This is a genomic window from Acidisphaera sp. S103, assembly GCF_009765975.1.
In the GTDB taxonomy this organism is placed as follows: domain Bacteria; phylum Pseudomonadota; class Alphaproteobacteria; order Acetobacterales; family Acetobacteraceae; genus Rhodopila.
On record NZ_LMUJ01000054.1, the window covers coordinates 24,301 to 45,975 of the forward strand.

A 21,675-nucleotide genomic window follows, 5' to 3' on the forward strand; every position below is an offset into this window, starting at 1 on the left:
CATGACCGTTTCCCCACGCTCCGCCATGGTTCTGGCCGCCGGTCTCGGGACCCGCATGCGACCGCTGACCAACACGACCGCCAAGCCCCTGCTCACCCTGAGTGGGCGCACGTTGCTGGACCATGCGTTGGACCATCTGGTGGAGGCTGGCGTCGAAACCGTCGCGGTCAACGCCCACTGGCAGGCCGACGCGGTGGCGGCGCATCTGGAACACCGAGCCTCGCCGCCTCGGACGGTCCTGCTTCGTGAGCAGCACCTGCTGGAGACTGGCGGCGGTGTGCGGGCCGCGCTGGCGGTGCTGGGTTCGGAGCCATTCTTTGTCGTCAATGGCGACGCGTTCTGGCTGAATGGACCGATCTCGGCGCTGCTTCGGTTGGCGTCGGTGTTCGATGACTCGGTTGACGGGGTGTTGCTGGTCCACCGTACGTCGCACGTGCATGCCGAAGTCGGATATGGCGATTTCGCGCTGGACAAATGGGGAACCCCGCGCCGGCGGAAAGAACGAGAGATCGTCCCCTACATCTATGCCGGCGTGCAATTGATCCATCCCCGCCTGCTGGTCGGGATGCCTGACGGCGCGTTCAGCATGAACCGCGCCTGGGACATCGCCCTGGCCGCCGGCCGCCTGCGCGCGGTGGTGCATGATGGCATCTGGTTCCATCTGTCCACCCCGCCTGATCTGGCGGAAGCCGAACAGATCCTGGAGGCTCGCGTCACCGGCGACGCCCGCTGGCCGTGGCGCTGAACCTCTTCACCGTCCCGCCGCACGTTCCTTTCCTGGATGCCCTCGCGCGCGGGTGGCTCGCACGTTGTCGCGAGGATGGGGACGACGATCCGCTGATCGTCAGCAAGGGCCTGATCCTGCTGCCTACGCGTCGATCCGCCCGAGCCCTGGCGGAGGCGTTCCTGCGCGTTCATGACGGCCGCCCGTTGCTGCTGCCCCGGATCACCGCGCTGGGTGCGCTGGATGAAACCCCGCTGACCCTGGCTGGAGCCTTGGACTTGCCGCCGGCGGTGGCGCCGATGCGGCGCCTCGCCACGTTGTCCACGCTGATCCTGGCGATGAAAGGCAAAGGCGGCGCCCCGCAAACCGCCGATCGGGCCTGGCTGCTGGCCCGCGAACTTGCATCGCTGATGGATGAGGCGGAGCGGGCGGAGATCGATCTTGCCGAACGCCTGCCGGATGCGGCCGACCCGGACTATGCAGCGCACTGGGCGCAGACGCTGGAATTCCTGCACATCGTGACCGGGATCTGGCCGAATTGGCTGGCCGACAACGGGGTGATGAACCCGGCGGCGCGACAAGTCGCCCTGCTGGAGGCGCAGGCTCGAGCCTGGGAAGATGATCCGCCCGACTACCACGTGCTGATTGGCGGCACGACGGCCGGCATTCCCGCCGTCGCCCGCTTGCTGCGCGTTGTCGCTCGGATGCCGCTCGGGCAGGTCGTGTTGCCGCAATTAGACCTGGGTATGGATGAAGACGCCTGGAGCGAGCTGGAATCTTCTCACGCCCAGGCCGGGTTGGCGCGACTGTTGACGGATCTGCACGCAACGCGCGGTGACGTGCGGTTGTGGGAAAGCGGGGCAACTGGCGAGGTTCCGGCCACGCGTTTCGGGCTGCTGTCGCGGGCGTTGTTGCCGGCAAGTGCGCTGCACAACTGGATGGATCGCGCACCGGTGGCGTTGGACGGCTTGTCGCGGCTGAAGGCCGCCGACCAGCAACAGGAAGCCCAGGCAATCGCTCTGGTGCTGCGACAAGCACTGGAGACGCCGGGTGCCCGGGTCGCGCTGGTGACGCCGGACCGTGACCTGGCCGGGCGCGTGGCCGCCGGTTTGTTGCGGTTCGACGTCGTCGCCGATGACAGCGCCGGTGAGCCCTTGGCGGATTCGCCCCCCGCGGTGTTCCTGCGCCTGTTGGTGCGCGCTGTGGCCGATGAGCTGGCGCCGGTGCCGCTATTGGCATTGCTGAAGCATCCATTTTCTGGCGCCGGCATGAGTCTAATCGCCTGCCGAGAGGCGACGCGGCGGCTGGAAACATTGCGTTTGCGTGGGCCTCGGCCGGCGCATGGGATCGCCGGTTTGCGCATGGCGGTGGACAAGGAGGCTGGTCCGGATTCCCCGGTCGCCGCGTTCCTGTCGCGGTTGGAGAGGTGCTTGGAACCCGCGCTGCGGATCGACGCGGCGATGGAGATTGCACCGGCCGAAGCCCTGACCGCTGTCATCGAGGCCGCCGAACGCCTGGCCGCCACGGATGATACGGCCGGTCCTGTCCGTCTGTGGGCGGCGGAGGAAGGCGAGGCGCTGGCGACTCGGTTGACGGACGTGCGGAATGCGGTCGACCTGATGCCCGATCTGCGGCGCGGCGTGCTGCCTGGCCTGCTGGATGCGGTCCTGGAAGGGGAGGTCGTGCGCAGCCGGCGGGCGCTGCGTGGCCGTGGCGGCGTCGAGCATCCCCGCATCTTCATCTGGGGCCTGCTGGAGGCCAGATTGCAATCCGTCGACCTGATCGTACTGGGCGGTCTGGCCGAGACGGTCTGGCCGCCGATGGCGGAGCCGGGACCATGGTTGTCCCGGCCGATGCGGACGCGGGTTGGATTGCCGGCGCCGGAGGACGTCGTGGGGCAAGCCGCGCACGACTTCGTCGCGGCCTGCTGTTCGGCGCCCGACGTGGTGCTGTCATGCCCGGTACGGCGCGACAATGCTCCGGCCGTGCCTGCGCGTTGGCTGACGCGACTGGATATGTTCCTGGCGGGAACTTCCGTCGGGTCACGGCCAGGCTTGGCCGGGCCGGTAACGCATGCCGGTGCCGACGGCGAAGTCGTAGGTGGCCGGGCCAAGCCCGGCCATGACACGGCGAGCTCTGGCGCGATGGGCTATGACACACCGGTCGCCCTGCTTGAGCACCCGGCCGTCGCGTGGGCGCGGGCGATAGACCTGCCGGACGGGCCGGCCAGTCCGGTCAAACCCCCTCGCCCGTCCCCGCCGGTCAACAAGCGCCCCCGCAGGCTGAGTGTCACCGCGATCGAGACCTGGTTGCGCGACCCCTATGCGATCCATGCGCGTACGATCCTGAAACTCTCCGCGTTGAAGCCGTTGGACGAAGCGACGGATGCCTCGGACTATGGCTCCCTGGTGCATGACGGGTTGCACCGGTTCCTGCGCCGGCACGGCGCTATTTGGCCTAACGACGCGGCCCGCGAACTTCGCCTCGCGATGGCCCAGGCGTTGGCTGAGGCCGGCTTGCGGCAGGCGTTGCGGGCGTGGTGGTCGCCTCGGCTGGATCGGATCGCCGACTGGGTGGCGCAGACCGAAGCGGATCGCCGAGCGGTGCGGGCGCCGGTGACGATCGCGACGGAGATGGACGGGGGGATCGAACTGATACGCCCCGGCGGTAAATTCCGCCTGACCGGGCGGGCCGACCGGATCGAGCGGTATGAGGATGGGACGCTGTCGATCCTGGACTACAAAACCGGGTCTCCGCCCACGCAAAAAGAGGTCGATGCCGGCTTGGCGCCGCAATTGCTGTTGGAGGCCGCGATAGCGGCGGACCGGGGGTTCGGCTCGGATCTGGCAGGTGTGACGGGGGAATTGGTCTATTGGCACCTGTCGGGTGGTTTGGACCCGGGTAAATCCATCCCGTTGTTCAAGAAGAATGCTGCAGGCATCCATGACGCCGTCCTGGATGCGAAAGATCGGCTTTGCGACCTGATCGACGCGTTCGATCAACCGGACCGGGCATACCTGTCGCGTCCGCATCCCGGGTTGGCACCCCGGTTCTCGGACTACGAGCAGCTTGCGCGGGTCGCCGAATGGTCGGCGGCGGGGGATGGCGATGAGTAAGCGCACTAGCCCGGTCTTGCAGCAGACTCGTGGCGCCCGGATGCGTTTGTATCATCAGACCAGGCAAGAAAGCCTGACGCAGATCGCGGGTGGCGCGTCCAATGGTTGAACGAAACGACCCCGAAACGGCCCGCGAGCGTGCCAATCGCGAGCAACTGACTGCCTCCAACCCTGCGGTATCCGCCTTTGTTGCTGCCTCCGCCGGATCGGGGAAGACGAAGCTTCTTACTGACCGGTTGCTGCGCTTGATGTTGACCGGCGCGGCGCCCGAACGCATCCAGTGCCTGACTTTCACCAAGGCCGCCGCCGCTGAAATGTCGTTGCGTCTGCAACGAATGCTGGGTCGGTGGGTTACGATGCCCCCCGACGGATTGGCCGAGGAATTGTTGCGCCTGCACGTGGAACCCACCGCATCCGCGTGTCAGGCCGCTCGGGCGTTGTTCGCGAAAGTGCTGGACCTGCCGGGTGGGATGCGGATCGGCACGATCCATGCGTTCAGCCAGTCGCTGCTGCGGCGCTTCCCGCTGGAAGCCGCGATCTCCCCACATTTCCAGTTGGTCGACGACCGTGACGCCGACGACGCGTTGACCGAGGCGCGTGAGGATATGCTGACCAGCGCCGGCACCTCGGCGATGCAACAGGCGTTGCGCACGTTGGCCGGGTTGTGTTCGGCCGAGGCGTTCGGCGGTCACGTCAAAACGTTGCAGTCCGACCGGCCGCGATTGCAGGCGGCCTTGCAACTTGGTGAGGAACTGGAACGGGCGCAGCAGCGCGTCCTGGGGGTAACGGCACCCGACGACGCGACGTTGATCGCTGGAGCCGTTGAATGGCTGGGCGAATCCGCCCTGCGGGACGCCGCAAGGATCGTGCTGGCCAGCGGCTCGAAGGGGGTTGCCGATCGGGCGGCGGCGATTTTGGATTGGCTGAGCCAGCAATCGGACCAGCGCGCCGAAAATTGGGCTGATTGGTGCGGGCTGTTCCTTAATGCAGCGGGCGAACCACGTGGCGATACGGCGCTGGTCAACAAGGTGCTGCTGGAGAAGCGGCCGGATCTGCTGGATCGTTACCGGGAAGAAGTCGCCCGCATTCTGGCTATCGAGGACAGCAGGCGCGCGATCCGGCTGGCCGCCGTGTCGGGCGCGCTGGCGTTGCTGGCCGGGCCGGTCGCGCGCGGCTATGCGCAGCGCAAGGACGAGGCCGGATTGCTCGATTACGACGATCTGATCGACCGGACCCGCACGCTGCTATTCGATCCGGGCGCGGCGTGGGTGCTGTACAAACTGGATGGCGGTCTGGATCATCTGCTGCTTGACGAGGTGCAGGACACTGCCCCGCAGCAATGGCGGATCGCCCACGCGTTGACCGAGGAATTCTTCGCCGGAGCGGGTGCTCGCGATCGGATCCGCACAGTGTTCGCGGTGGGGGACCGCAAGCAATCGATCTATTCCTTCCAGGGGGCGGATACTGAGGAATTCGATCGTTCGCACGACGAACTGGCGCGCCGGGTGCGGACCTCCGGCCAGGTTTTCGAGGATGTCGGGCTCGACGTGTCGTTCCGGTCCACCGGACCGGTGCTGGCGTTGGTGGACGCGGTGTTCGCCGACCCTTTGGCGCGCCCCGGCGTTGTCGCGCCGGGCGAAACCCTGGCGCATTATGCCGACCGCGCCGGACATGCCGGGATGGTGGAACTTTGGCCGCTCGCGCCACTGCCAGACCCTGCGCCGCACCGGCCGTGGACCGTGCCGGAGCACAACCAGTCGCAGACCTCGGCGCGCCAGTTGCTGGCCGACACGCTGGCGGACTGGATCCGTGACCAGACCGACGGTTCGGTGATGCTGGAGAGCAAAGGCCGCCCTCTGACGGCCGGCGATGTGCTGGTTCTGGTGCGGCGGCGGGACGAGTTCGCGCGCGCGCTGGTGCGGGCGCTGAAAACCCGGGGTGTTCCCGTGGCTGGCCTGGACCGGATGGTACTGACCGACCAGCCGGCGGTGCAGGATCTGATGGCACTGGCGGATGCGCTGCTGCTGCCGCACGACGATCTGACGTTCGGCTGTTTGCTGACCAGCCCCTTGGGTGGGCTTTCGGACGATGAGCTGTCCGACCTCGCGATCGATCGGCCAGGCTCGCTGTGGGATGCATTGCGTGACCGAGCGGAAGAGCGTTTGTCGTGGCGCCGGGCCGCGGTGGTTTTTGCGCAGCTTTTGGGCCGGGTCGATTACGTCTCACCGTATGCATTGTTCGCCGAGGCCTTGGGGCCGCTCGGTGGGCGGGCGCGACTGTTCGCTCGGCTTGGGCCGGAGGCGGCGGAGCCCGTGGACGAATTATTGAATGCCGCGCTGACGTATGCGGGGCGCCATCCGCCGTCGTTGCAGGGGTTCCTGCACTGGTTGCGCCGGTCCGGCGCCGAGGTGAAACGCGAACCCGAGGCCGCGGGCAACCTGGTGCGGATCATGACGGTACATGGGGCCAAGGGTTTGCAGGCGCCGCTGGTAATCGTGCCGGACACCTCGGCGCTGCCGAAGGACGACGGGTCGATTGTCTGGGCGGAGGATGCCGTGACCGCGCGCGCCGTGCCGCTTTGGGCGCCGCGCAGGGAATTCCGGTGCGCCGCGCTGGACCGGCTGCGTGCCGCTGGCCGGCAGCGGCAGATGGAGGAGCACAACCGACTGCTGTACGTCGCGTTGACCCGCGCGGAGGACCGTCTGCTGATTTGCGGCTGGGAAGCCCGTTCGGTGAAGGACGAAAGCTGGCACAGCCTGGTGCGGCGTGGTTTTGAGGCGGTGGCTACCGAACGGACGCCATTCGGCCCGTGGGATGGTGAGGCACTGCGGTTGCGCTCCGCACAATCGGTTCCGACCGAAACTCCGATTGTGCCGACCGGGCCGGATCATGCCGAGGATCTTCCCGTGTGGATGGGGTCGGCGCCCGCGTGGGTGCCAGCCCAGCCGCCGCCTGAACCTGCCCGGCCGATGCCGTTGGCGCCGAGCCGTCCGGACGGAGTCGAACTCGGGACGGTGCCGGCGGCTGATTCGCCGTTGGCGGATCGGGATGGCGGCGGTAGCCGGTTCCGGCGTGGCCAGTTGATCCATTCGTTGTTGCAGCATCTGCCCGCAGTGCCGGAAGAGGCGCGATGGGACGCGGCGGTGCGGTTCCTCGACAAGCCGGGGCACGGGCTGCTGGCGGGCGAGGCCGAACGGATCGCGGATGAGGTATTGGCGGTGCTGGCGCACCCTGATCTGGCGCCTCTGTTTGGGCCGGATAGCCGGGCGGAGGTGCCGTTGACCGGCGTTGTGGGGAATGCGGTGGTGGGCGGCCTGGTCGATCGGCTGGTGGTGCTGCCGGATCGCGTGCTGGTCGCGGATTTCAAGACCAACCGCCGCCCTCCGGTTCGGGTGGAGGACACACCGGTGTTGTATCTGCGCCAGATGGCGTCGTACCGAGCGGTGCTGCGGGCAATTTTCCCGGATCGGCGGGTGCGATGCGCTTTGATCTGGACGCGGGAGGCGCGCGTGGCGATTCTGCCGGATGAGATGCTCGATTCGCACGATCCCGGCCATGCGAGGGATGCGGCTTGACCGGGTTGGCCACCGGTCCCACTTTTGGTCCAACTGAAATTCGAGGATTCCGACAATGAGCGCGAATACGGTCCCTGTGACGGATAAGAGTTTCGCCACCGACGTGGTGGAAGCAAGCAAGACCGGCCCGGTGCTGGTGGATTTCTGGGCGGAGTGGTGCGGCCCCTGCAAGATGATCGGGCCGGCGCTGGAGGAACTGGCGGGTGAGTTCGCCGGCAAGCTGACGGTGGCGAAGGTGGACATCGACAACAACCCGATGTCGCCGAATCAGTTCGCCGTGCGTGGCATCCCGACGCTGATCATGTTCAAGGACGGCAAGCCGGTGTCGACCCAAGTTGGCGCGCTGCCGAAAAGCAAACTGAAGGATTGGATCGCCGCGAACGTCTGATCGGCGAGCGATGGCTTGGTTTGGCCCCGGCGCCGGGTGACTGGCACCGGGGTTTTTTGTGTCCGATACGTTTTATTCTCGGACCGGCATGATTTTCGCCAGCATGTAGGCGACCCCGCCGGCGAACAGCATCGAGATCAGAGGCTGTTGCTCCACCTTGTGGGTCAGGGATCGTTTTGCGTCCCGCACCTGAACCACGGTTTGATCAATCGCGTCTTGGGCGTCACTCGCGATCTGGCGGGCTTTTTCCTCAAATAACAGCACTGTCAGGGTCAAGGTAGCCAATGCTAGCAGGGGCTTCATGGGGGACTCCTTGTTTCGGGGCTGCTGCGATGCCCAACGGGTTGGCGACCTGCCCGGTCGTTCTCCGCCGTAACGCCTGGGCGGGGGAATGGATGCTGGAAAACCGCGTAAAATCGTGACGACATGAGGTCGCGTAGCGGCCTTGGCGATGTCCAAACATTGACACCCGTTGAATCGCGTATGACGATCAGCGACAGATTGATGAACGACCTCGTCTTGCCGCCGTTTCGCCAGCGATTGAGTGCGACGTGCCAAAGCGGGATCGTCCGACGACTATCGAGCGCTAGCGGGACACCGTGTGATGGAGACGTCCGCCTCACTGGATCAAGACCGCGCTGAAAGCCGCCGCTTCGCGGGCCGAGGCTGCGCCGATCCGTTCGAGAGACGCAGCGCCGGATCGACGATCCGGACCAGACACCGAAGACCACGATTATCACTGTATTTAGGGAGAGTTCACCGTGCCGAATCGCGTCCAGTATCCTGAATCCATAGAACCTTTAGTCCAGTTCATCGAGGAAACCCCGAGGGCGGACATTATCGATCGTACGCTGGAGAAACTACGGGCTGGGGTGCCGATCCAGACCATGATGACAGCCTCCGCGCTGGCGGTGGTGCGGTCGGCCGACCTGCCTCCCGGTCACCATGGCGGGCCGTTGCACCCGCTGGCTGGCATTTACGCGATTACCAAACTGAGCGAGCGGCTTCACGGCGAGGAACGGTTCCTGCCGATCATGCAGCACGTCGCGCTGTCGAACAAACATATCCATGATCCGGTCACCGGCCCATTCCAGTTGCTGGAATTCAAGCCACTGGACCCTCGCGGCGCGGCGGTTAGCCGCACCGAAGACCTGGCCGCCGACGGTTCGGGCGATGTGGTCAATGCCGAGGGTGTCGAGGCCGCCAAAGCGGCGTTCCTTAAGGCGTGCAGCCGCGGTGAAAGCAACAAGGCCGACCATCTGTTCCTGTGGCTGTGGGACCATGTGCCGAAAATGGAAGCGTTCGATCTGCTGATGAGCGTCGCGATTCCGAAGAATTCGCTGGACGATCACTATTTCATTTTCCCGGCCTATACTTGGCGCGCGCTGGAACTGTATGGCGATGAGCACCTGAAAGTGTTGATGCGGCCGGCGGTGCGGTATGTCGCCAGGTTCCCCACGCATCGGGTCGTTCCGGATGTGGATTCGGTAATCGAGAAATACGGCTTGATGGATATCGAACTGCGCGAGAAGACCGGGGATGACGAGACGGCCGAGATCGGCCGGGTTGGTGAGGCGATCGGGCGCGTCGAAAAATATCCGGAGATCCCACGGCTGCTGGCTCAGGCACTGGTCGACGGGATGTCGATCGAAGGTGCGGGTGAGGCGCTGTCGATCGGCGCGGCGGGGCTGTTCCTGCGGTCGCAGACCGGAAATCCGATGGATGTGCATATGCACACCAGCGCCAATCTGCGCCGCTGGCTGCTGAAGCTGGACGGGTTCAGCCGTCGCAACCGGTTGCTGATACTGCTGCTGTGGCACACCGGGCCGGAAGTGATGTCGACTCAGTACCGGATGAACCCGGTGTCGGAGCCTGACCTTGATGCGGTGGCCGCCCTGCCGCATCGCAGCCAGGACGAGTTGCTGGCGGCGATCACCGACAGCATCCACCAGCAGCCGCCGACCGATTGGTCGACGGTCACCAACCTGGGCAAGATGATCGCGGTGCCGGAGGTGAAGGAGACGGTGAACCTGGCGCAGCAATACGTGAACCTGCGGTATGATCCGGAGGTGCTGATTGCTCGTCTGGCGGAGATCGTGTGCCATGACAGCTTTACCGAGATGCACGCGTTCAAGCACCACCAGTCGATCGTCGAGGAGTTCCGCAATACGCGGGATCCGTGGCGGTGGCAGCATCTGGTGTGCGGGGTGCAGGCGGCGGCGATTTCCTACGGCAAGAACATGGAAGTGTTCGAGGATGCGCTGGATGTGATGCATGCGTTTCCGGGGCGCTCAGCTGCGATCGCCGCGGAGTAGTCTGGCTGTTGGGGGACGTGTGCCGCGGTGCGGCACACGCTTCACTGTAATGTGGATTGATGCTTTCCATGGTTTCGGCACAATCGCAGGTGCGATAACCCGATCCTGAAAGGTCGTTCGCATGAAATCCATGCTAACTGCCTGCGTGTTCCTGATTGGCGCAGTGTCGGCTACACCGGTACTGCCCGCCAATATGTGTCTCACTGATTCGGGCCGCCGAACGTGCGGGACCAGTATGCCGATTGGCGGCTATTGCATGTGCGGTAGCGAGGGCGGCACTGTTATGCCCTCTGGCCACCATGAGAGGGCGCACCGTCCGCCGCCACCCGATCGTCCGCCGCCGCCACCTCCCCAATAAGGCCGGTAACCGGTCGATCTCGAGTGTTCATCTGCACACCAACGCCGCTTTGCGCCACGTAGTCGCTTTTCTGCGATCGGGTGCCAGACGGTCAGGCCGACCGGATGCCCAGCCATTTGCGGATTCCCGTGAACATCGAAGCTTTGGGCGTCGGTTGCACAGCGGGCGTCACGGCTGGGTTGCGCGCCAGCAACTCTATCGCGGATCGAGGCGGTTTTACGTCCTCGGGTTGTTCGACATTCTCCGGCGCCGGTGGGCGCAGTTCGTCGACGCGCCAGCACACGTCCAGCCACGACTCGTAGTCGATGTCACCCAGGTGGTCAGAGCTTGGCCAGCGGCGGATGTAGCCCTTGAGTAAATCCGGTTCGAGTTCTTCAACCGTCCCGTGGGGATGGTTTCCGTCCGCGAGCACCACCCAAAGCAAGGTGTTGGGCCCCATGCGGCGGAGGAGAGCCAGTAGCGGCTGTACTTGCTCGCGTTGGGTCGTTAGCGGTGATTTCCATACAAAAATCTTCTCCCCGCTTTCCAGATCCTCCAGGAACTTACGCCGCAAAAACTTGAGCCGGGGGCCTTGTGCCTGGGCTGCTGCCTGCAAGTCTGCGCCGACCACGCTGGCGCCGGTGTGGTACCAGAGGTTGTAGAGGCTGTCGCTGGCGAACAGTTCGACTTTTTGGGGAACGACCGAGAAGGTGCCAGGATCGCCAAGACCATCGAACTTGCGTTCTATTCCGGTGATCAACTGGTCCATCCGCTCCGCCAGCGGCACACGAAAGCCGTTGAAGCGTAGCAGACCCAGCGGCTCCGCGCCGGCATGGCGTTGCAGCAGACCGAACTCGCAGTCGTCGCCCAGGCTTTCGAAGCGGAGCATCAGCTTTTCCGGCGAGGCGCTGGAACGGATGGGGGCGGATTGGGTCCGCGTGGCGGGGGGCGTGGATGCCAACAGGGCAAACCGAGCGGATAATTCGGCAAGGCGCTGTGTGAGGATGGCGAGGTCAACCTCCCATTCGTCTTGGGTAGCCGGATCGGTGGCGGTTTCGAAAAGATCGCCCCAGTAATCAACCAGGGTCGCCTGTGCGAGGCAGTAATAGGTGTGGTTCTGGTGGTGACGCGGCATCCATTCCCACAGCAGGGCGCCCGGCCGGCAGAACGCCACGTCGGCCAGATGCGGACCCAGTGGGCCGATCACCGCATCCGCGTGACGGAACAGATTGATGCGTTCCGCGACGCCCAGAGAATCGGGTTCGACGATGGTGACGCCGCGCTGGCGTAGAACGGCGATCACCGCCGCCTCGTTACGCACGGCGCCGTAATATGGCCTTGTATTGCGGATGTATAACACCTTGTCCGGTGACGGGTCGGCCGGCACGGCGTCCAGGATGCGCTGGATGGTGTCGCGTAAACTACGGCTGATGCCGAAGCTATTCGCGCCGATTATGAATTCGGACAATTCCAGGCGGGGCAGATGATATCGCTGACCGGTGTTCGGCCGGAAGCGCGGGACATCGGCATAACCCAGCAGGCGAAGGAAATTTTCCTGCCAGGGCTCCAAATCCGGCAGCAGCAGTCGGACGCCGTGTGCCCGGGGCTGGCGCAGCGACCAGTCGATTGCCGGCAGACACTGGGTCAGCCAGTGCTGATAGCCCCAGTGCTGGTTGTTGTAGCCAAAAATGAAAACCTCGTTCTCGTCGAGCGATACCGGTGGGGTTTCATTCCGGGGGTGTCGGGGGTCGTACGCTGGCGCGAAGTAGTTGGTTTCGGGGATGACCTCGCCGTCCTTCAGCAGCAGCAGTGTGTCCGCGTCCAGAACGATATCGCGCAGTGTATAGTTCCGCAGCGTCATCGTGGCGGCAAGGGCTTTGAAGGACACTGCGTTCGGGTGGTTGGCCAGGGCGTCGCTCAGCCTCGTGACGGATTGGCCGTTGAAAATACGTTCACGTTCGATGAAGACCTTCGTCTCTGCCACGTCGGCGAGTGCCAGGGGTGCCCGAGCCGGCGCGGGCTGAATGGCGGCCTTTTGTATCCGGGTTGCCGGGCGTGGCGGCAAGGCGATTTTGGTGATCGTTACTGTTCCCAATTGCGCCGTTTCTTGTGGCCCATGGCGCAATTCATAAGCGTGCCAGCAAACCTCGAACCACGATGCCCAGTCGATATCCGTCGTGTTGGGCCAGGGGGCGAAGCGCCGGATGTAGCCTTTGAGGAAGTCCGGCTCAAGCCGCTCGACGGAACCGACGGGATGATCCGTGTCGGCTTCGACGACCCAAAGCAAGATGTTGGGGCCCATGCGGCGCAGTACATCCAATAACGGCCTCACATGCTCGGAATCTGTACTTGCCTCCGACTTCCAGACAAAGATTTTGTCGCCGGACTGGAGGTCCTCCAGCAGCTTACGTCGCAGAAACGTCAAGCGTGTTATTTCGCGTTCGGCCTGGGCAAGCGGTTCGATGCGGCCTTCGGATATCCCGGTATGATAATGAAAATTATAGTGTGACTCGCGCACCATCAGTTCGCGCTGACCCGGCAGGCCCTCCGGGGTGACGGTGATCGTGCCCGGGGCAGCCAGACCCTCGAACTTGCGCTCCAGCGCGGCGACCAGCTTTTCCAGGCGGAACTCCGGCGGCACATAGATGCCGTTGAAGCGCATCAGGCCCAGCGGCTCCACCCCGGCGTTGCGCTGCACCAGGCCGAATTCGCAACTATCGCCCAGGCTCTCGAAACATAGCATCAACGTCTCCAGCGGCGGGCTGGCGGTGTGGCTGGCGAGAACTGCCCCAGCGGCCGGTCTTGGGACGGGGCGGGCCGGGAGCGCGGCGAGCCGCCGGGCCACGACATCGAGATCGATTTCCCATTCCCCGGGACTGGCCGGTTCGGCGACGCCCTCGAACAGATCGCCCCAGTAATCGACCCCGGCGGTTTGGGCCAGGCGGTTGAACGTGTGGTTTTGATGATGTTCCGGCATCCATTCCCACAACAGGGCGCCCGGCCGACAAAACACCACGTCGGCCAGGTGCGGACCCAGCGGTCCGATCACCACATCGGCCTGGCGGAACAGGTTGATGCGTTCGGCTGTGCCAAGCTGGTCGCGATCGATAACAGTGAAGCCGTGCTGGGACAGCAGTGCGATCGCCTCGGCTTGATTCCGGATTTTGCCGTGCTGCGCGTTCATGTCAGGAAGGTACAGAAGCTTGCCGGCCGTCGGCTGCGACGGCACCGCATCCAGGATGCGCTGGACGGTGTCCAGCAGGGTCAGACTGATCTCGAAGCCGGTGGTGCCGTTGATGAATTCGGAAAACTCCACCCGCGGCAGGTAGTACAGTTCGCCGCGGCGAGGCGTGAGGCGGGGGATGGCGGCGTACCCCAGCAGTTCAAGAAAGTCTTCCTGCCACGGTTGCATATCCGGCAGCAGTAGCCGGACATCTTCGGTCCGTGTCTGGCGCAGTGACCAGTCGATCGCCGGCAGGCATTGCATCAGCCAGTGCTGATACCCCCAGTGGGCGTTGTTGGTGCCGAAGACCAGCACCTCGTTCTCGCCAAGGGGGGCGGTCGGCTGCATTGACCGATGCCCATCATCATTGCCTGGCAGGAAATAGACCGTTTCGGCGATAACCTGCCCGTTCTTCAGCAGCAGCAGCGTGGTCGCGTCCAGTATCACGTCTTCAAGCGTGTAGTTACGCACGGTGGCCGTCCCGCCGGCGGCATTGAAGAATGCGCCATTCGGACGGCTCGCCAGAGCGTCACACAAATCGATGCCGGACTGACCCTTGAAGAGACGTTTACGCTCGATATAGGTGGTCGCCGCCGCGGCTGTGGCGATGGGCAGAAGGTCGGGGGTGGGCGGGGCACTGGCATCTGACATCGATGTTGTCGTAACGCCCCCGGTTGCACGATCGCAACCGCAAAAATCGCCGGTCCTGATCGCATTTCCGGGCACGCCGGCTTGCTGGAGCCGGTCCCCGGCAATAGCTGGAACGAACGTCGACTCTTTCCCAATTCCTGGATTTGGCGCACCCTCGGACGGTCCAAGGAAAGGAAACCGCCTTATGCCGCGGCAAGAAGCAGGCGCCATCACGGGCGTTGGTGAAACCAAATATCTGCGCGGCACGGATCGCACCGCGCTGTCGTTCCAACTTGAAGCCTCGCTGAACGCGATCCGCGACGCGGGCCTGAAACCATCGGACATCGATGGTGTCATCCCCTATGGCCACGGCGCCGTCGCCGAGGACTTCATCACCAATTTCGGCATCAAGGACCTGCGGTTTTCCGCCACCACGCCGATGGGCGGCGCCTCGGCCGTTGCCTCGATCCAGTGCGCGCTGGCGGTCATCCAGGCCGGCATCTGCAAGCACGTGCTGCTGTCGTTGGGCCGCACCGGCTACTCCGGCGGCCGCATCGGCACGCGCGTCCAGCAGATGCCGCAGTTCAAGGTAATTGGTGAGTTCGAAATGCCGCTGGGCGCCATCGCCCCTGCCCAACTTTATGCCCCGATGGCTCGGCGGCACATGGAACTGTATGGCACAACGTCCCGCCAACTGGCGGAGATCGCCGTGACCACCCGTTACCATGCCTCGCTGCAGGCCAATGCCACGATGAAGAACCCGATCACCATCGAGGACCACCAATCATCCCGGATGATTTCCGACCCGCTGCGTCTGCTGGATTGCTCGCTGGAGAGCGACGGTGGTGCGGCGGTGGTGATCAGTGCGGCAGACCGAGCGCGGGATTTGGCGAAGCGGCCGATCTTGGTGATGGGGGTGGCCGAGGGTCATCCCGACTCGCCGTCCGCCATCACCCAACGCCCGGACCTGACGACGCTGGGTTTGGCCAAGGCGGCGCCCAAGGTTTTCGAGATGGCCGGGGTGACGCATGCCGATATCGATGTGGCCGAGGTGTACGACTGTTTCACCTACATCGTGATGTGCCAGTTGGAGGACCTTGGCTTCTGCAAGAAGGGTGAGGGCGGTGCATTCGTGCAGGACGGGGCGCTCGGGTTGAACGGCCGGCTGCCGGTCAATACCCATGGCGGGTTGCTATCGCAGGCGCATATGGCCGGCATGAACCATATCGTCGAACTGGCGCGCCAGTTGCGTGGTGAGGCGGCGGCGCAGGTGCCGGATGCCGAGATCGGGCTGGTGACCGGATATGGTGACATGGGCGACGGCGCGCTCGCTATCATGCGGAGGGGCTGAGCGATGGACGCGATTTACGAAAAGTTGGTGCCGTCGCCGACGCCGGAGACGCGGCCTTATTGGGATGGGTTGAACGAGGGCCGGCTGCGGCTGCAACGCTGCGCCGATTGCGGCAAGGTCCGGCATTATCCGCGGCCGATGTGCGACGCGTGCTGGTCGATGAACACGGACTGGGTCGACGCGGCGGGTACCGGGACGGTGCATAGCTGGACCATCACGCATTATGCCTTCCACCCGGCGTTGAAGGGGGATTTGCCCTACATCCTGCTGACGGTGGACCTGCCCGAGGGCGTGCGGATGAATGCGCAGGCGCGAGGGATCGACGCGTCTGCCTTAAGGGTCGGTCTGCCGGTGGTGGTGGCGTTCGACCGGGTGAAGGATGATCTGACTTTGCCGGTGTTCGAGGCGGGATAGGAACTGCATTGATACGGCAATTATGCACTTTGCAAACACACGATCGGGCTAGGATGGTTTACCATCCTGACTTACTCTTTTAGTTGCGCTGTGCCCGCCATCTTAGCATACAGGTACGCCTCCAATGAGGGTGCTTCCCAAGCTTCGGTCACTTCGATGAGGTCAACCGAGTATGGTGGCTTGCCGTTATGCCAGAATGGACTGGCTTGGGTGCCTGGGTTCAGATGGGCGGCGACCCGACTACCGACACCGACGAGAGACATGCCGATATAGTGATAGCGGCCGTCTCTCCCGTAGAACACGTAGCACCCCGGCTTTTGGCTAGCTTCCAACCGGTAAACCTCGTCGCCAGCCATAACCGGGCCGTGAACCACGAACGGTGCCAAATGGGAGTTGCGCTGTTCGGCGCAGTACCTCTGTACCAAGTCTCGGATTTTTTCAGCATCGTCTGCGATCTCAGCTGGTGGCATTGTCGTCTCTCCGCTGCGGCACGTGTGGCTCATCCTTCGGCTTATGCCGCGCGATCTTCCCCAGCTTCTCCATAAACGCGGCTTCGTACTCGTCGCACCAGAGTTCGCGGGCCATTTCGACGAAGCGTTGGGATTGGGACTTGGCGTTGGGGTCGGGTCGTTTGCGTGCTGGCATGGGCTTCCTGGGATAGTGTCTCAATTCTGGGCCGGTGGAGTGCGCGAAAGATGATAGCCCTTAGCCACCATACATGGTGATTCTAACTCTCCCGCGCTAAAGACGCGTTGACCGCCGGCGTTCGCTGCCAGCCTGCAACCGGACAAGTCGGCTGCCGTCGTTGTAATATCGGTATTGGATTTTACCCAATACTGAATGGGCTTAGCGCATCCGCACAGGGCGAAAACCAAAGTTGCGATCCCCGCTCGGATGGCGCGCATTCTCCGCTCCACTAAATCAAAAGGCCCTTTCAATAACCATTATCGAGTCCTTATCGTGGGCGAATCCCTTGAAGCGGTCAAATTGAAGCGTACTAGCGTTCAGGTCGAGTCCGTTCTCATTATCCGTTATATCATCTCCGATCGGTTATGTGGTTTATATCGATGAGGCGGGCGACGACGGGGTAAAAACCGTGGCCCCTATCGATCCAAACGGTGCATCTGAATGGTTCGTTCTGGGCGCATTCGTCGTCCCGATCCATGAGGACGCATTCGTTCAACAGTGGCTGACCGAAGCTCTCCACAGACTCAGATCCCGCCAGAGAACCGAAATTCATTTTGCGAAGCTGGATGACGAGCGAAAGGAAACAGTTTGCCACTATCTAGAAAGTTTGAATTTTCGTTGGTTTGTATCGGTGTCTCACAAGCCGAATATGCGAGGGTATCGAAACACAAGAACCGAGGTCGTCAGGTCAAAGAACTACTTTTACAATTGGATGGCCCGGATCTTACTCGAAAAGGTAACGCAGTACTGCCAAAAAGATGCGCTAACTCGTTACCGAGGCAAACCACAGCACAAACTACGTATTGAATTTTCGAACCGAGGCGGGATGTTTTACCCGCATACCCGCGATTATCTGGCCAAGCTGTGGATTTAAAGCCAGCAGAGCCACGATCGGATACAGGTTGTTCGCGGTTACGTTCGGCACATGGAAGCTACTCATCCGGCCATTTCGATCTACCAGAGAAGCCACCGCATGCTTCGGCGGGATCGGGCCATAGGCGCGGTTGGCGGCCTTGCCGCCGATGTAGGTTTCATCGGCCTCGATCGTCATGCCAGAGCCACCCAGCTTCGGGCCGCCGAAGTCATGGGTTTCAGCCATCGCAGCGCGAATACGATGCGTCATGAACCAGGCGGTCTTGTACTGAACGTTCAAGGTCCGCATAACCTGATGGCTGCCCATCGCGTAGACGACCTGGAGCCACTGGGTCAGCGGCACATGGCTGGACTCGAACACCGTGCCAGCCTTGACCGTGAACTGACGCTTGCAGGGGCAGAAGCGATAGAGGCCAAACCGACCACCGCGAACCGTCGTGATCCGGTCCAGACTGCCGCAGCGCGGGCAGACCGGGCCAGACTGCCACACGATCTCTTCCAGCAACACGTGAGCGGCGGCTTCATCGTGGAAATACCGGGCGGAAAAGATCGACATGGCTTTATCTCCTGACAGCATTCCTGTCAGGGATGGATGAGTTTGTTAAATACATAATCGCCATTGATACGCGCACAGTCGCCACGCCAACCCTGCGCGCAAACCATCAGCGCTTAGGCTGATGGTATTACGCCGACGTTTTCCCGGCGCCTTCGACGACAACCCATTGTTCGGCCAGTGCGCGTCCGGCGGCGTCGTCGTGACCGAATTCCGCCCCGGAGATCGGCACGTCGGGCGATCCAAACACCGGCTCGTGGCGTGCGATCGTGATTCGGCATCCGGGCCGTGCGTCGCTGATAGCCAAATCCATACCGTGCAGCCGAGCCACGGCCGCGACGAGGGCCAGGCCCAGTCCACTTCCCGGCGTGTTGCGGCTGGACTCGGCACGATAGAACCGGCGGAGCACGCAAGCGGCTTCATCCGCGGGAATGCCGGGTCCGGTGTCCGTCACCTCGAAGCCGATCGTTCCCGCCCGGGCGAAACCGCACACCGTGACCTGACCGCCGCGTGGGGTGAACTTAAGCGCGTTGTCGACAAGATTGCCCACGGCCTCAAACAATAAGCTTGGATCGCCGCGCATCGTCACCGGCGCGTCCTCCGGCGTGAGATGGACGAGTTGGACGCCCTTTGCTTCCGCGACCGGTTCGTAGAATTCAACGGCGTCGGCGACCACCTCGGAAATATCCGTTTCGGTGAATCCGGCCCGCCGGGCGCCACTTTCCACCTCTGAAATGCGCAGAATGGCCGCGAACGTGTTGAGGACATCCTTGGTTTCCAGGATGGCGTCATCAACCGCCGCCGCATAGTCCTCGGTGGAGACGGCGCGGCGGCGCATGCGTTCCATTCCGGCCAGCAAGCGTGTCAGCGGGGTGCGAAGGTCGTGCGCGATGTTGTCGCAAACGCCCTTCACCTCCTGCATCAGGCGTTCGATTTCACCGAGCATGCCGTTGATGACGATGGCCAGCCGGTCGAGATCGTCGGTTTGGCCGTGGGTCGGCAGCCGTTCCGATAGATCGCCGTTCACGATGCGCTGGATAGCGCGCGTGACGCCATCGATGCGGCGGACGGCGCCGGCGCCGATGAACGCCGCTCCGGCCAGGCCGATCAGCGCGGTGATCAGGCCGCCCCAAATGAATGCGTTGACCAGGACGTCGGCGAATGCGTGCTGCGCGTCCATGTCCAGCGCGACGACGAGGTAATCCCCCGATGGCCTGCGGTGGACGACGGCGCGGAAGCGCATCGGCCCGTGGTCCTGTTGAAGCCCGAATTCCATCGGGACATCTTGCGGCATGCCGGCTAACGTGGCCCCCGTCAGCGACAACGGGGTTCCGGCCAGCCGCATGCCCACGGGGTCGAAGAGCGTCGCCGGACGCTCGAACGTGGGATCCGCGACCACGTGGGCGGTCAATCGCTGCACCAGGGTGTCACGGTCCAGCGGGCGCAAGATCGTCTGCTCATGCGCCAGCCATGCGTCGATGCGGCCGATGATGTAGTGGTTTGTCTGCCAGTACAAGAACCCGAACAGGACGAACGACGCGACTCCGAACAAGATGAGGAAACGCAGCGCGAGCCGAAAGCTCGATGTCCGGGGAAGGTCAACCAGCCGCATGGAGCATGTAACCGGCGCCGCGCACCGTGCGGATCATCGGTTCGGTGCTTTCGCAGTCGAGTTTCCGGCGCAGTTTGCTGATGTGCATGTCTATCAGATTGGTCGGCTCGACGGTACGGTAGTTCCAGACCTCCTCGAACAGCATGGTTCGGGTCACGACCTGATCGGCGTGCCGCATCAGGAATTCAAGCAGGCGAAATTCGCGTGGCAGCAGTTCGATGGCTTTGCCAGCGTAACGGACGGCGTGGGTGAGCAGATCCATTTCCAGCTTGCCGGCGCGCAACATCGTCTCACGCTGGGGGACGACTTGGCGGCGCAGCAGGACGTCCAGCCGAGCGGTGAGTTCGAGGAAATCGAACGGTTTGGTGAGATAATCGTCGCCACCCGCACGCAAACCACGCACACGCTCATCCACCGCCGACAGGGCGCTGAGGATCAGGACAGGCGCGACCACGCCCGCCGCTCGCAGGGTTGACAGCACACCAAGGCCATCAATACCGCCGGGCAGCATACGGTCCAGGACAATGGCATCGTAGGGATCGGCGGCGGCTTTCAACAGGCCTTCCCGCCCGGTGGCGGCTTGCTCCACCTCGAATCCGTGATCGCCAAGCGCGGCTTTGATTTCGTTGGCCGTTTGGCGATCGTCCTCGACCACCAGCACGCGAGTCATATGTCCTACTTTCATAGCAGAAGGGTGGCGGCGTGCGTCCGCCGCCACCTTATATGGAGTTGCTATCTGGATGTCCGTTTGGCATTGCTCAACCAAAATGGGCTTCGCGCGAAGATGAACAATAGGTAATGTTTGTGGAGACAGCGTGCGCCTGCTGGTGGTAGAGGATGATGACCGCACCGGCTCGTACCTCGCCCGTGGCCTGACCGAAAGCGGACACATCGTCGATCGCGCCGCCGACGGAGAACTGGGCCTCGCGCTTGCATCCGAGGGGATTTACGATGTGCTTATCGTCGATCGCCGGCTGCCGGTCATGGACGGGCTTACGCTGATCCGGCGCCTGCGCGAGCGGGACAAAGTCACGCCGATCCTGGTCTTGAGTGCGATCGGCGGTACGGCCGACAGGATCGAGGGCATGCGGGCCGGGTGCGACGACTATCTCGCCAAACCGTATGCCTTCGCGGAGGTTCTGGCCCGTTTGGAGGCCTTGGTGCGCCGCGCGGATCGGGCGCTGGGATCGGCGGTGCTGCGGGTCGGCGATCTGGAGGTCGATATTCCCGGCCGCCGCGCCTCGCGGACTGGCAAGGACATTCATCTGCAACACCGGGAGTTGCTTCTGCTGGCGTTTCTCATGCGGCATGCCGGCCAGGTCGTCACGCGATCCATGCTGCTGGAGACCGCGTGGAACTACGACTTCGAGCCGCGGGGCAACATCATCGACATGCATGTTCACCGGCTGCGCCAGAAGGTCGATGAAGGCTTCGCGTACCCGCTGATTCATACCGTCCTGGGCGCGGGATACATGATCCGCGAACCCGTGGGTGCGCCGCCGGCACCGGACCCGGTGACCGCCGACGATCCGGAGCGCGCCTAAAATCGATTTTATGGCCGGGCGAAGCCGCGCCTACGGTGGTTGTCGCATGTTGCCGTCGCACTGGCCGGACATTCAGCCAGGTAAGTGACGGAGAATTTCTATGAAAAGCCTGATTCTCGCCGCGTTCGCGGCTTTGACCCTGACTGCCGCGATCGCGCCGATGGCACATGCCGTCCCGGGCGAACACCGGCCGGTCTACCATTCCGGCCCGTACGACAACACGGCGAACAGCCTGGGTGGGCGCTATGTCGGCGGTGGCGACTAACAGACTTCCGTGAATCCCCCGGGCCGGCCCTTGTACTGGGCTGGCCCGCCGCGGGCCTGGGAGTGGCT

17 protein-coding genes are annotated in these 21,675 nt (G+C 63.6%); 10 read left to right on the forward strand and 7 right to left on the reverse strand.

What is annotated here, in order from left to right:
- The first annotated feature begins 1 nt into the window (after position 1).
- From GSQ89_RS16505 to trxA, 4 genes are all read left to right on the forward strand, one after another.
- Positions 2-745, forward strand: coding sequence for a nucleotidyltransferase family protein (locus GSQ89_RS16505; RefSeq protein ID WP_158927132.1), 744 nt, complete (start codon positions 2-4; stop codon positions 743-745).
- A complete protein-coding gene (gene addB / locus GSQ89_RS16510) occupies positions 736-3,840 on the forward strand; it encodes a double-strand break repair protein AddB (protein WP_254073242.1) in 3,105 nt (1,034 codons plus the stop codon). The genes GSQ89_RS16505 and addB overlap by 10 nt, the downstream gene beginning before the upstream one ends.
- A gap of 101 nt (positions 3,841-3,941) precedes the next feature.
- Positions 3,942-7,415, forward strand: coding sequence for a double-strand break repair helicase AddA (gene addA, locus GSQ89_RS16515; protein ID WP_158927134.1), 3,474 nt, complete (start codon positions 3,942-3,944; stop codon positions 7,413-7,415).
- Positions 7,416-7,470: 55 nt separating this feature from the next.
- Positions 7,471-7,803: a thioredoxin gene (trxA, locus tag GSQ89_RS16520; protein ID WP_158927136.1), complete on the forward strand. Its 333-nt coding sequence runs from the start codon at positions 7,471-7,473 to the stop codon at positions 7,801-7,803.
- A gap of 72 nt (positions 7,804-7,875) precedes the next feature.
- On the opposite strand, the gene GSQ89_RS16525 is transcribed toward trxA, so the two are convergent.
- Positions 7,876-8,106, reverse strand: coding sequence for a hypothetical protein (locus GSQ89_RS16525; RefSeq protein WP_158927138.1), 231 nt, complete (start codon positions 8,104-8,106; stop codon positions 7,876-7,878).
- Positions 8,107-8,564: 458 nt separating this feature from the next.
- Between GSQ89_RS16525 and GSQ89_RS16530 the strand changes: the two genes are divergently transcribed.
- Positions 8,565-10,118, forward strand: a complete 1,554-nt coding sequence (locus GSQ89_RS16530; protein ID WP_158927140.1) for a hypothetical protein — start codon at positions 8,565-8,567, stop codon at positions 10,116-10,118.
- Between the two features lie 449 nt (positions 10,119-10,567).
- On the opposite strand, the gene GSQ89_RS16535 is transcribed toward GSQ89_RS16530, so the two are convergent.
- Positions 10,568-14,329: a DUF563 domain-containing protein gene (locus GSQ89_RS16535; RefSeq protein ID WP_158927142.1), complete on the reverse strand. Its 3,762-nt coding sequence runs from the start codon at positions 14,327-14,329 to the stop codon at positions 10,568-10,570.
- A gap of 184 nt (positions 14,330-14,513) precedes the next feature.
- Here GSQ89_RS16535 and GSQ89_RS16540 point away from each other — a divergent pair, with 184 nt between their 5' ends.
- A complete protein-coding gene (locus GSQ89_RS16540; RefSeq protein WP_158927144.1) occupies positions 14,514-15,659 on the forward strand; it encodes a thiolase C-terminal domain-containing protein in 1,146 nt (381 codons plus the stop codon).
- Between the two features lie 3 nt (positions 15,660-15,662).
- Positions 15,663-16,073, forward strand: coding sequence for a Zn-ribbon domain-containing OB-fold protein (locus GSQ89_RS16545; protein WP_158927146.1), 411 nt, complete (start codon positions 15,663-15,665; stop codon positions 16,071-16,073).
- Between the two features lie 71 nt (positions 16,074-16,144).
- On the opposite strand, the gene GSQ89_RS16550 is transcribed toward GSQ89_RS16545, so the two are convergent.
- Complete coding sequence (locus tag GSQ89_RS16550) at positions 16,145-16,543, reverse strand: hypothetical protein (protein WP_158927148.1); 399 nt, start codon at positions 16,541-16,543, stop codon at positions 16,145-16,147.
- Entirely contained in the window at positions 16,530-16,718 is a 189-nt protein-coding gene (locus GSQ89_RS16555; RefSeq protein ID WP_158927150.1) for a hypothetical protein, read from the reverse strand. Before GSQ89_RS16555 ends, GSQ89_RS16550 begins: the two co-directional genes overlap by 14 nt.
- A gap of 451 nt (positions 16,719-17,169) precedes the next feature.
- Between GSQ89_RS16555 and GSQ89_RS40145 the strand changes: the two genes are divergently transcribed.
- Positions 17,170-17,634 carry a hypothetical protein gene (locus tag GSQ89_RS40145; RefSeq protein WP_371734270.1) on the forward strand — a complete coding sequence of 155 codons (465 nt, stop codon included), beginning with the start codon at positions 17,170-17,172 and terminating at the stop codon, positions 17,632-17,634.
- Here the strand turns inward: GSQ89_RS40145 and GSQ89_RS16565 are convergent.
- The 3 genes from GSQ89_RS16565 to GSQ89_RS16575 form a co-directional block, all read right to left on the reverse strand.
- Positions 17,557-18,210, reverse strand: a complete 654-nt coding sequence (locus GSQ89_RS16565) for a transposase (RefSeq protein ID WP_371734261.1) — start codon at positions 18,208-18,210, stop codon at positions 17,557-17,559. The genes GSQ89_RS40145 and GSQ89_RS16565 overlap by 78 nt on opposite strands.
- 106 nt (positions 18,211-18,316) lie before the next feature.
- Complete coding sequence (locus GSQ89_RS16570) at positions 18,317-19,798, reverse strand: HAMP domain-containing sensor histidine kinase (RefSeq protein ID WP_158927156.1); 1,482 nt, start codon at positions 19,796-19,798, stop codon at positions 18,317-18,319.
- A complete protein-coding gene (locus GSQ89_RS16575) occupies positions 19,785-20,468 on the reverse strand; it encodes a response regulator transcription factor (RefSeq protein ID WP_158927158.1) in 684 nt (227 codons plus the stop codon). The genes GSQ89_RS16570 and GSQ89_RS16575 overlap by 14 nt, the downstream gene beginning before the upstream one ends.
- Positions 20,469-20,613: 145 nt before the next feature.
- On the opposite strand from GSQ89_RS16575, the gene GSQ89_RS16580 reads away from it, so the two are divergent.
- Together GSQ89_RS16580 and GSQ89_RS16585 are read left to right on the forward strand one after the other, a co-directional pair.
- Positions 20,614-21,342: a response regulator transcription factor gene (locus GSQ89_RS16580; RefSeq protein ID WP_158927160.1), complete on the forward strand. Its 729-nt coding sequence runs from the start codon at positions 20,614-20,616 to the stop codon at positions 21,340-21,342.
- A 100-nt stretch (positions 21,343-21,442) separates the two neighbouring features.
- Positions 21,443-21,607 carry a hypothetical protein gene (locus GSQ89_RS16585; protein WP_158927162.1) on the forward strand — a complete coding sequence of 55 codons (165 nt, stop codon included), beginning with the start codon at positions 21,443-21,445 and terminating at the stop codon, positions 21,605-21,607.
- The last annotated feature ends 68 nt before the right edge of the window (positions 21,608-21,675 follow it).

Bases quoted from the DNA above. Each gene is read 5' to 3' on its own strand.
- GSQ89_RS16505 (WP_158927132.1), top strand. From the start codon at position 2: ATGACCGTTTCCCCACGCTCCGCCATGGTTCTGGCCGCCGGTCTCGGG.
- addA (WP_158927134.1), top strand. From the start codon at position 3,942: ATGGTTGAACGAAACGACCCCGAAACGGCCCGCGAGCGTGCCAATCGC.
- trxA (WP_158927136.1), top strand. From the start codon at position 7,471: ATGAGCGCGAATACGGTCCCTGTGACGGATAAGAGTTTCGCCACCGAC.
- GSQ89_RS16525 (WP_158927138.1), bottom strand. From the start codon at position 8,106: ATGAAGCCCCTGCTAGCATTGGCTACCTTGACCCTGACAGTGCTGTTA.
- GSQ89_RS16535 (WP_158927142.1), bottom strand. From the start codon at position 14,329: ATGTCAGATGCCAGTGCCCCGCCCACCCCCGACCTTCTGCCCATCGCC.
- GSQ89_RS16540 (WP_158927144.1), top strand. From the start codon at position 14,514: ATGCCGCGGCAAGAAGCAGGCGCCATCACGGGCGTTGGTGAAACCAAA.
- GSQ89_RS16545 (WP_158927146.1), top strand. From the start codon at position 15,663: ATGGACGCGATTTACGAAAAGTTGGTGCCGTCGCCGACGCCGGAGACG.
- GSQ89_RS16550 (WP_158927148.1), bottom strand. From the start codon at position 16,543: ATGCCACCAGCTGAGATCGCAGACGATGCTGAAAAAATCCGAGACTTG.
- GSQ89_RS16555 (WP_158927150.1), bottom strand. From the start codon at position 16,718: ATGCCAGCACGCAAACGACCCGACCCCAACGCCAAGTCCCAATCCCAA.
- GSQ89_RS16565 (WP_371734261.1), bottom strand. From the start codon at position 18,210: ATGCTGTCAGGAGATAAAGCCATGTCGATCTTTTCCGCCCGGTATTTC.
- GSQ89_RS16570 (WP_158927156.1), bottom strand. From the start codon at position 19,798: ATGCGGCTGGTTGACCTTCCCCGGACATCGAGCTTTCGGCTCGCGCTG.
- GSQ89_RS16575 (WP_158927158.1), bottom strand. From the start codon at position 20,468: ATGACTCGCGTGCTGGTGGTCGAGGACGATCGCCAAACGGCCAACGAA.
- GSQ89_RS16585 (WP_158927162.1), top strand. From the start codon at position 21,443: ATGAAAAGCCTGATTCTCGCCGCGTTCGCGGCTTTGACCCTGACTGCC.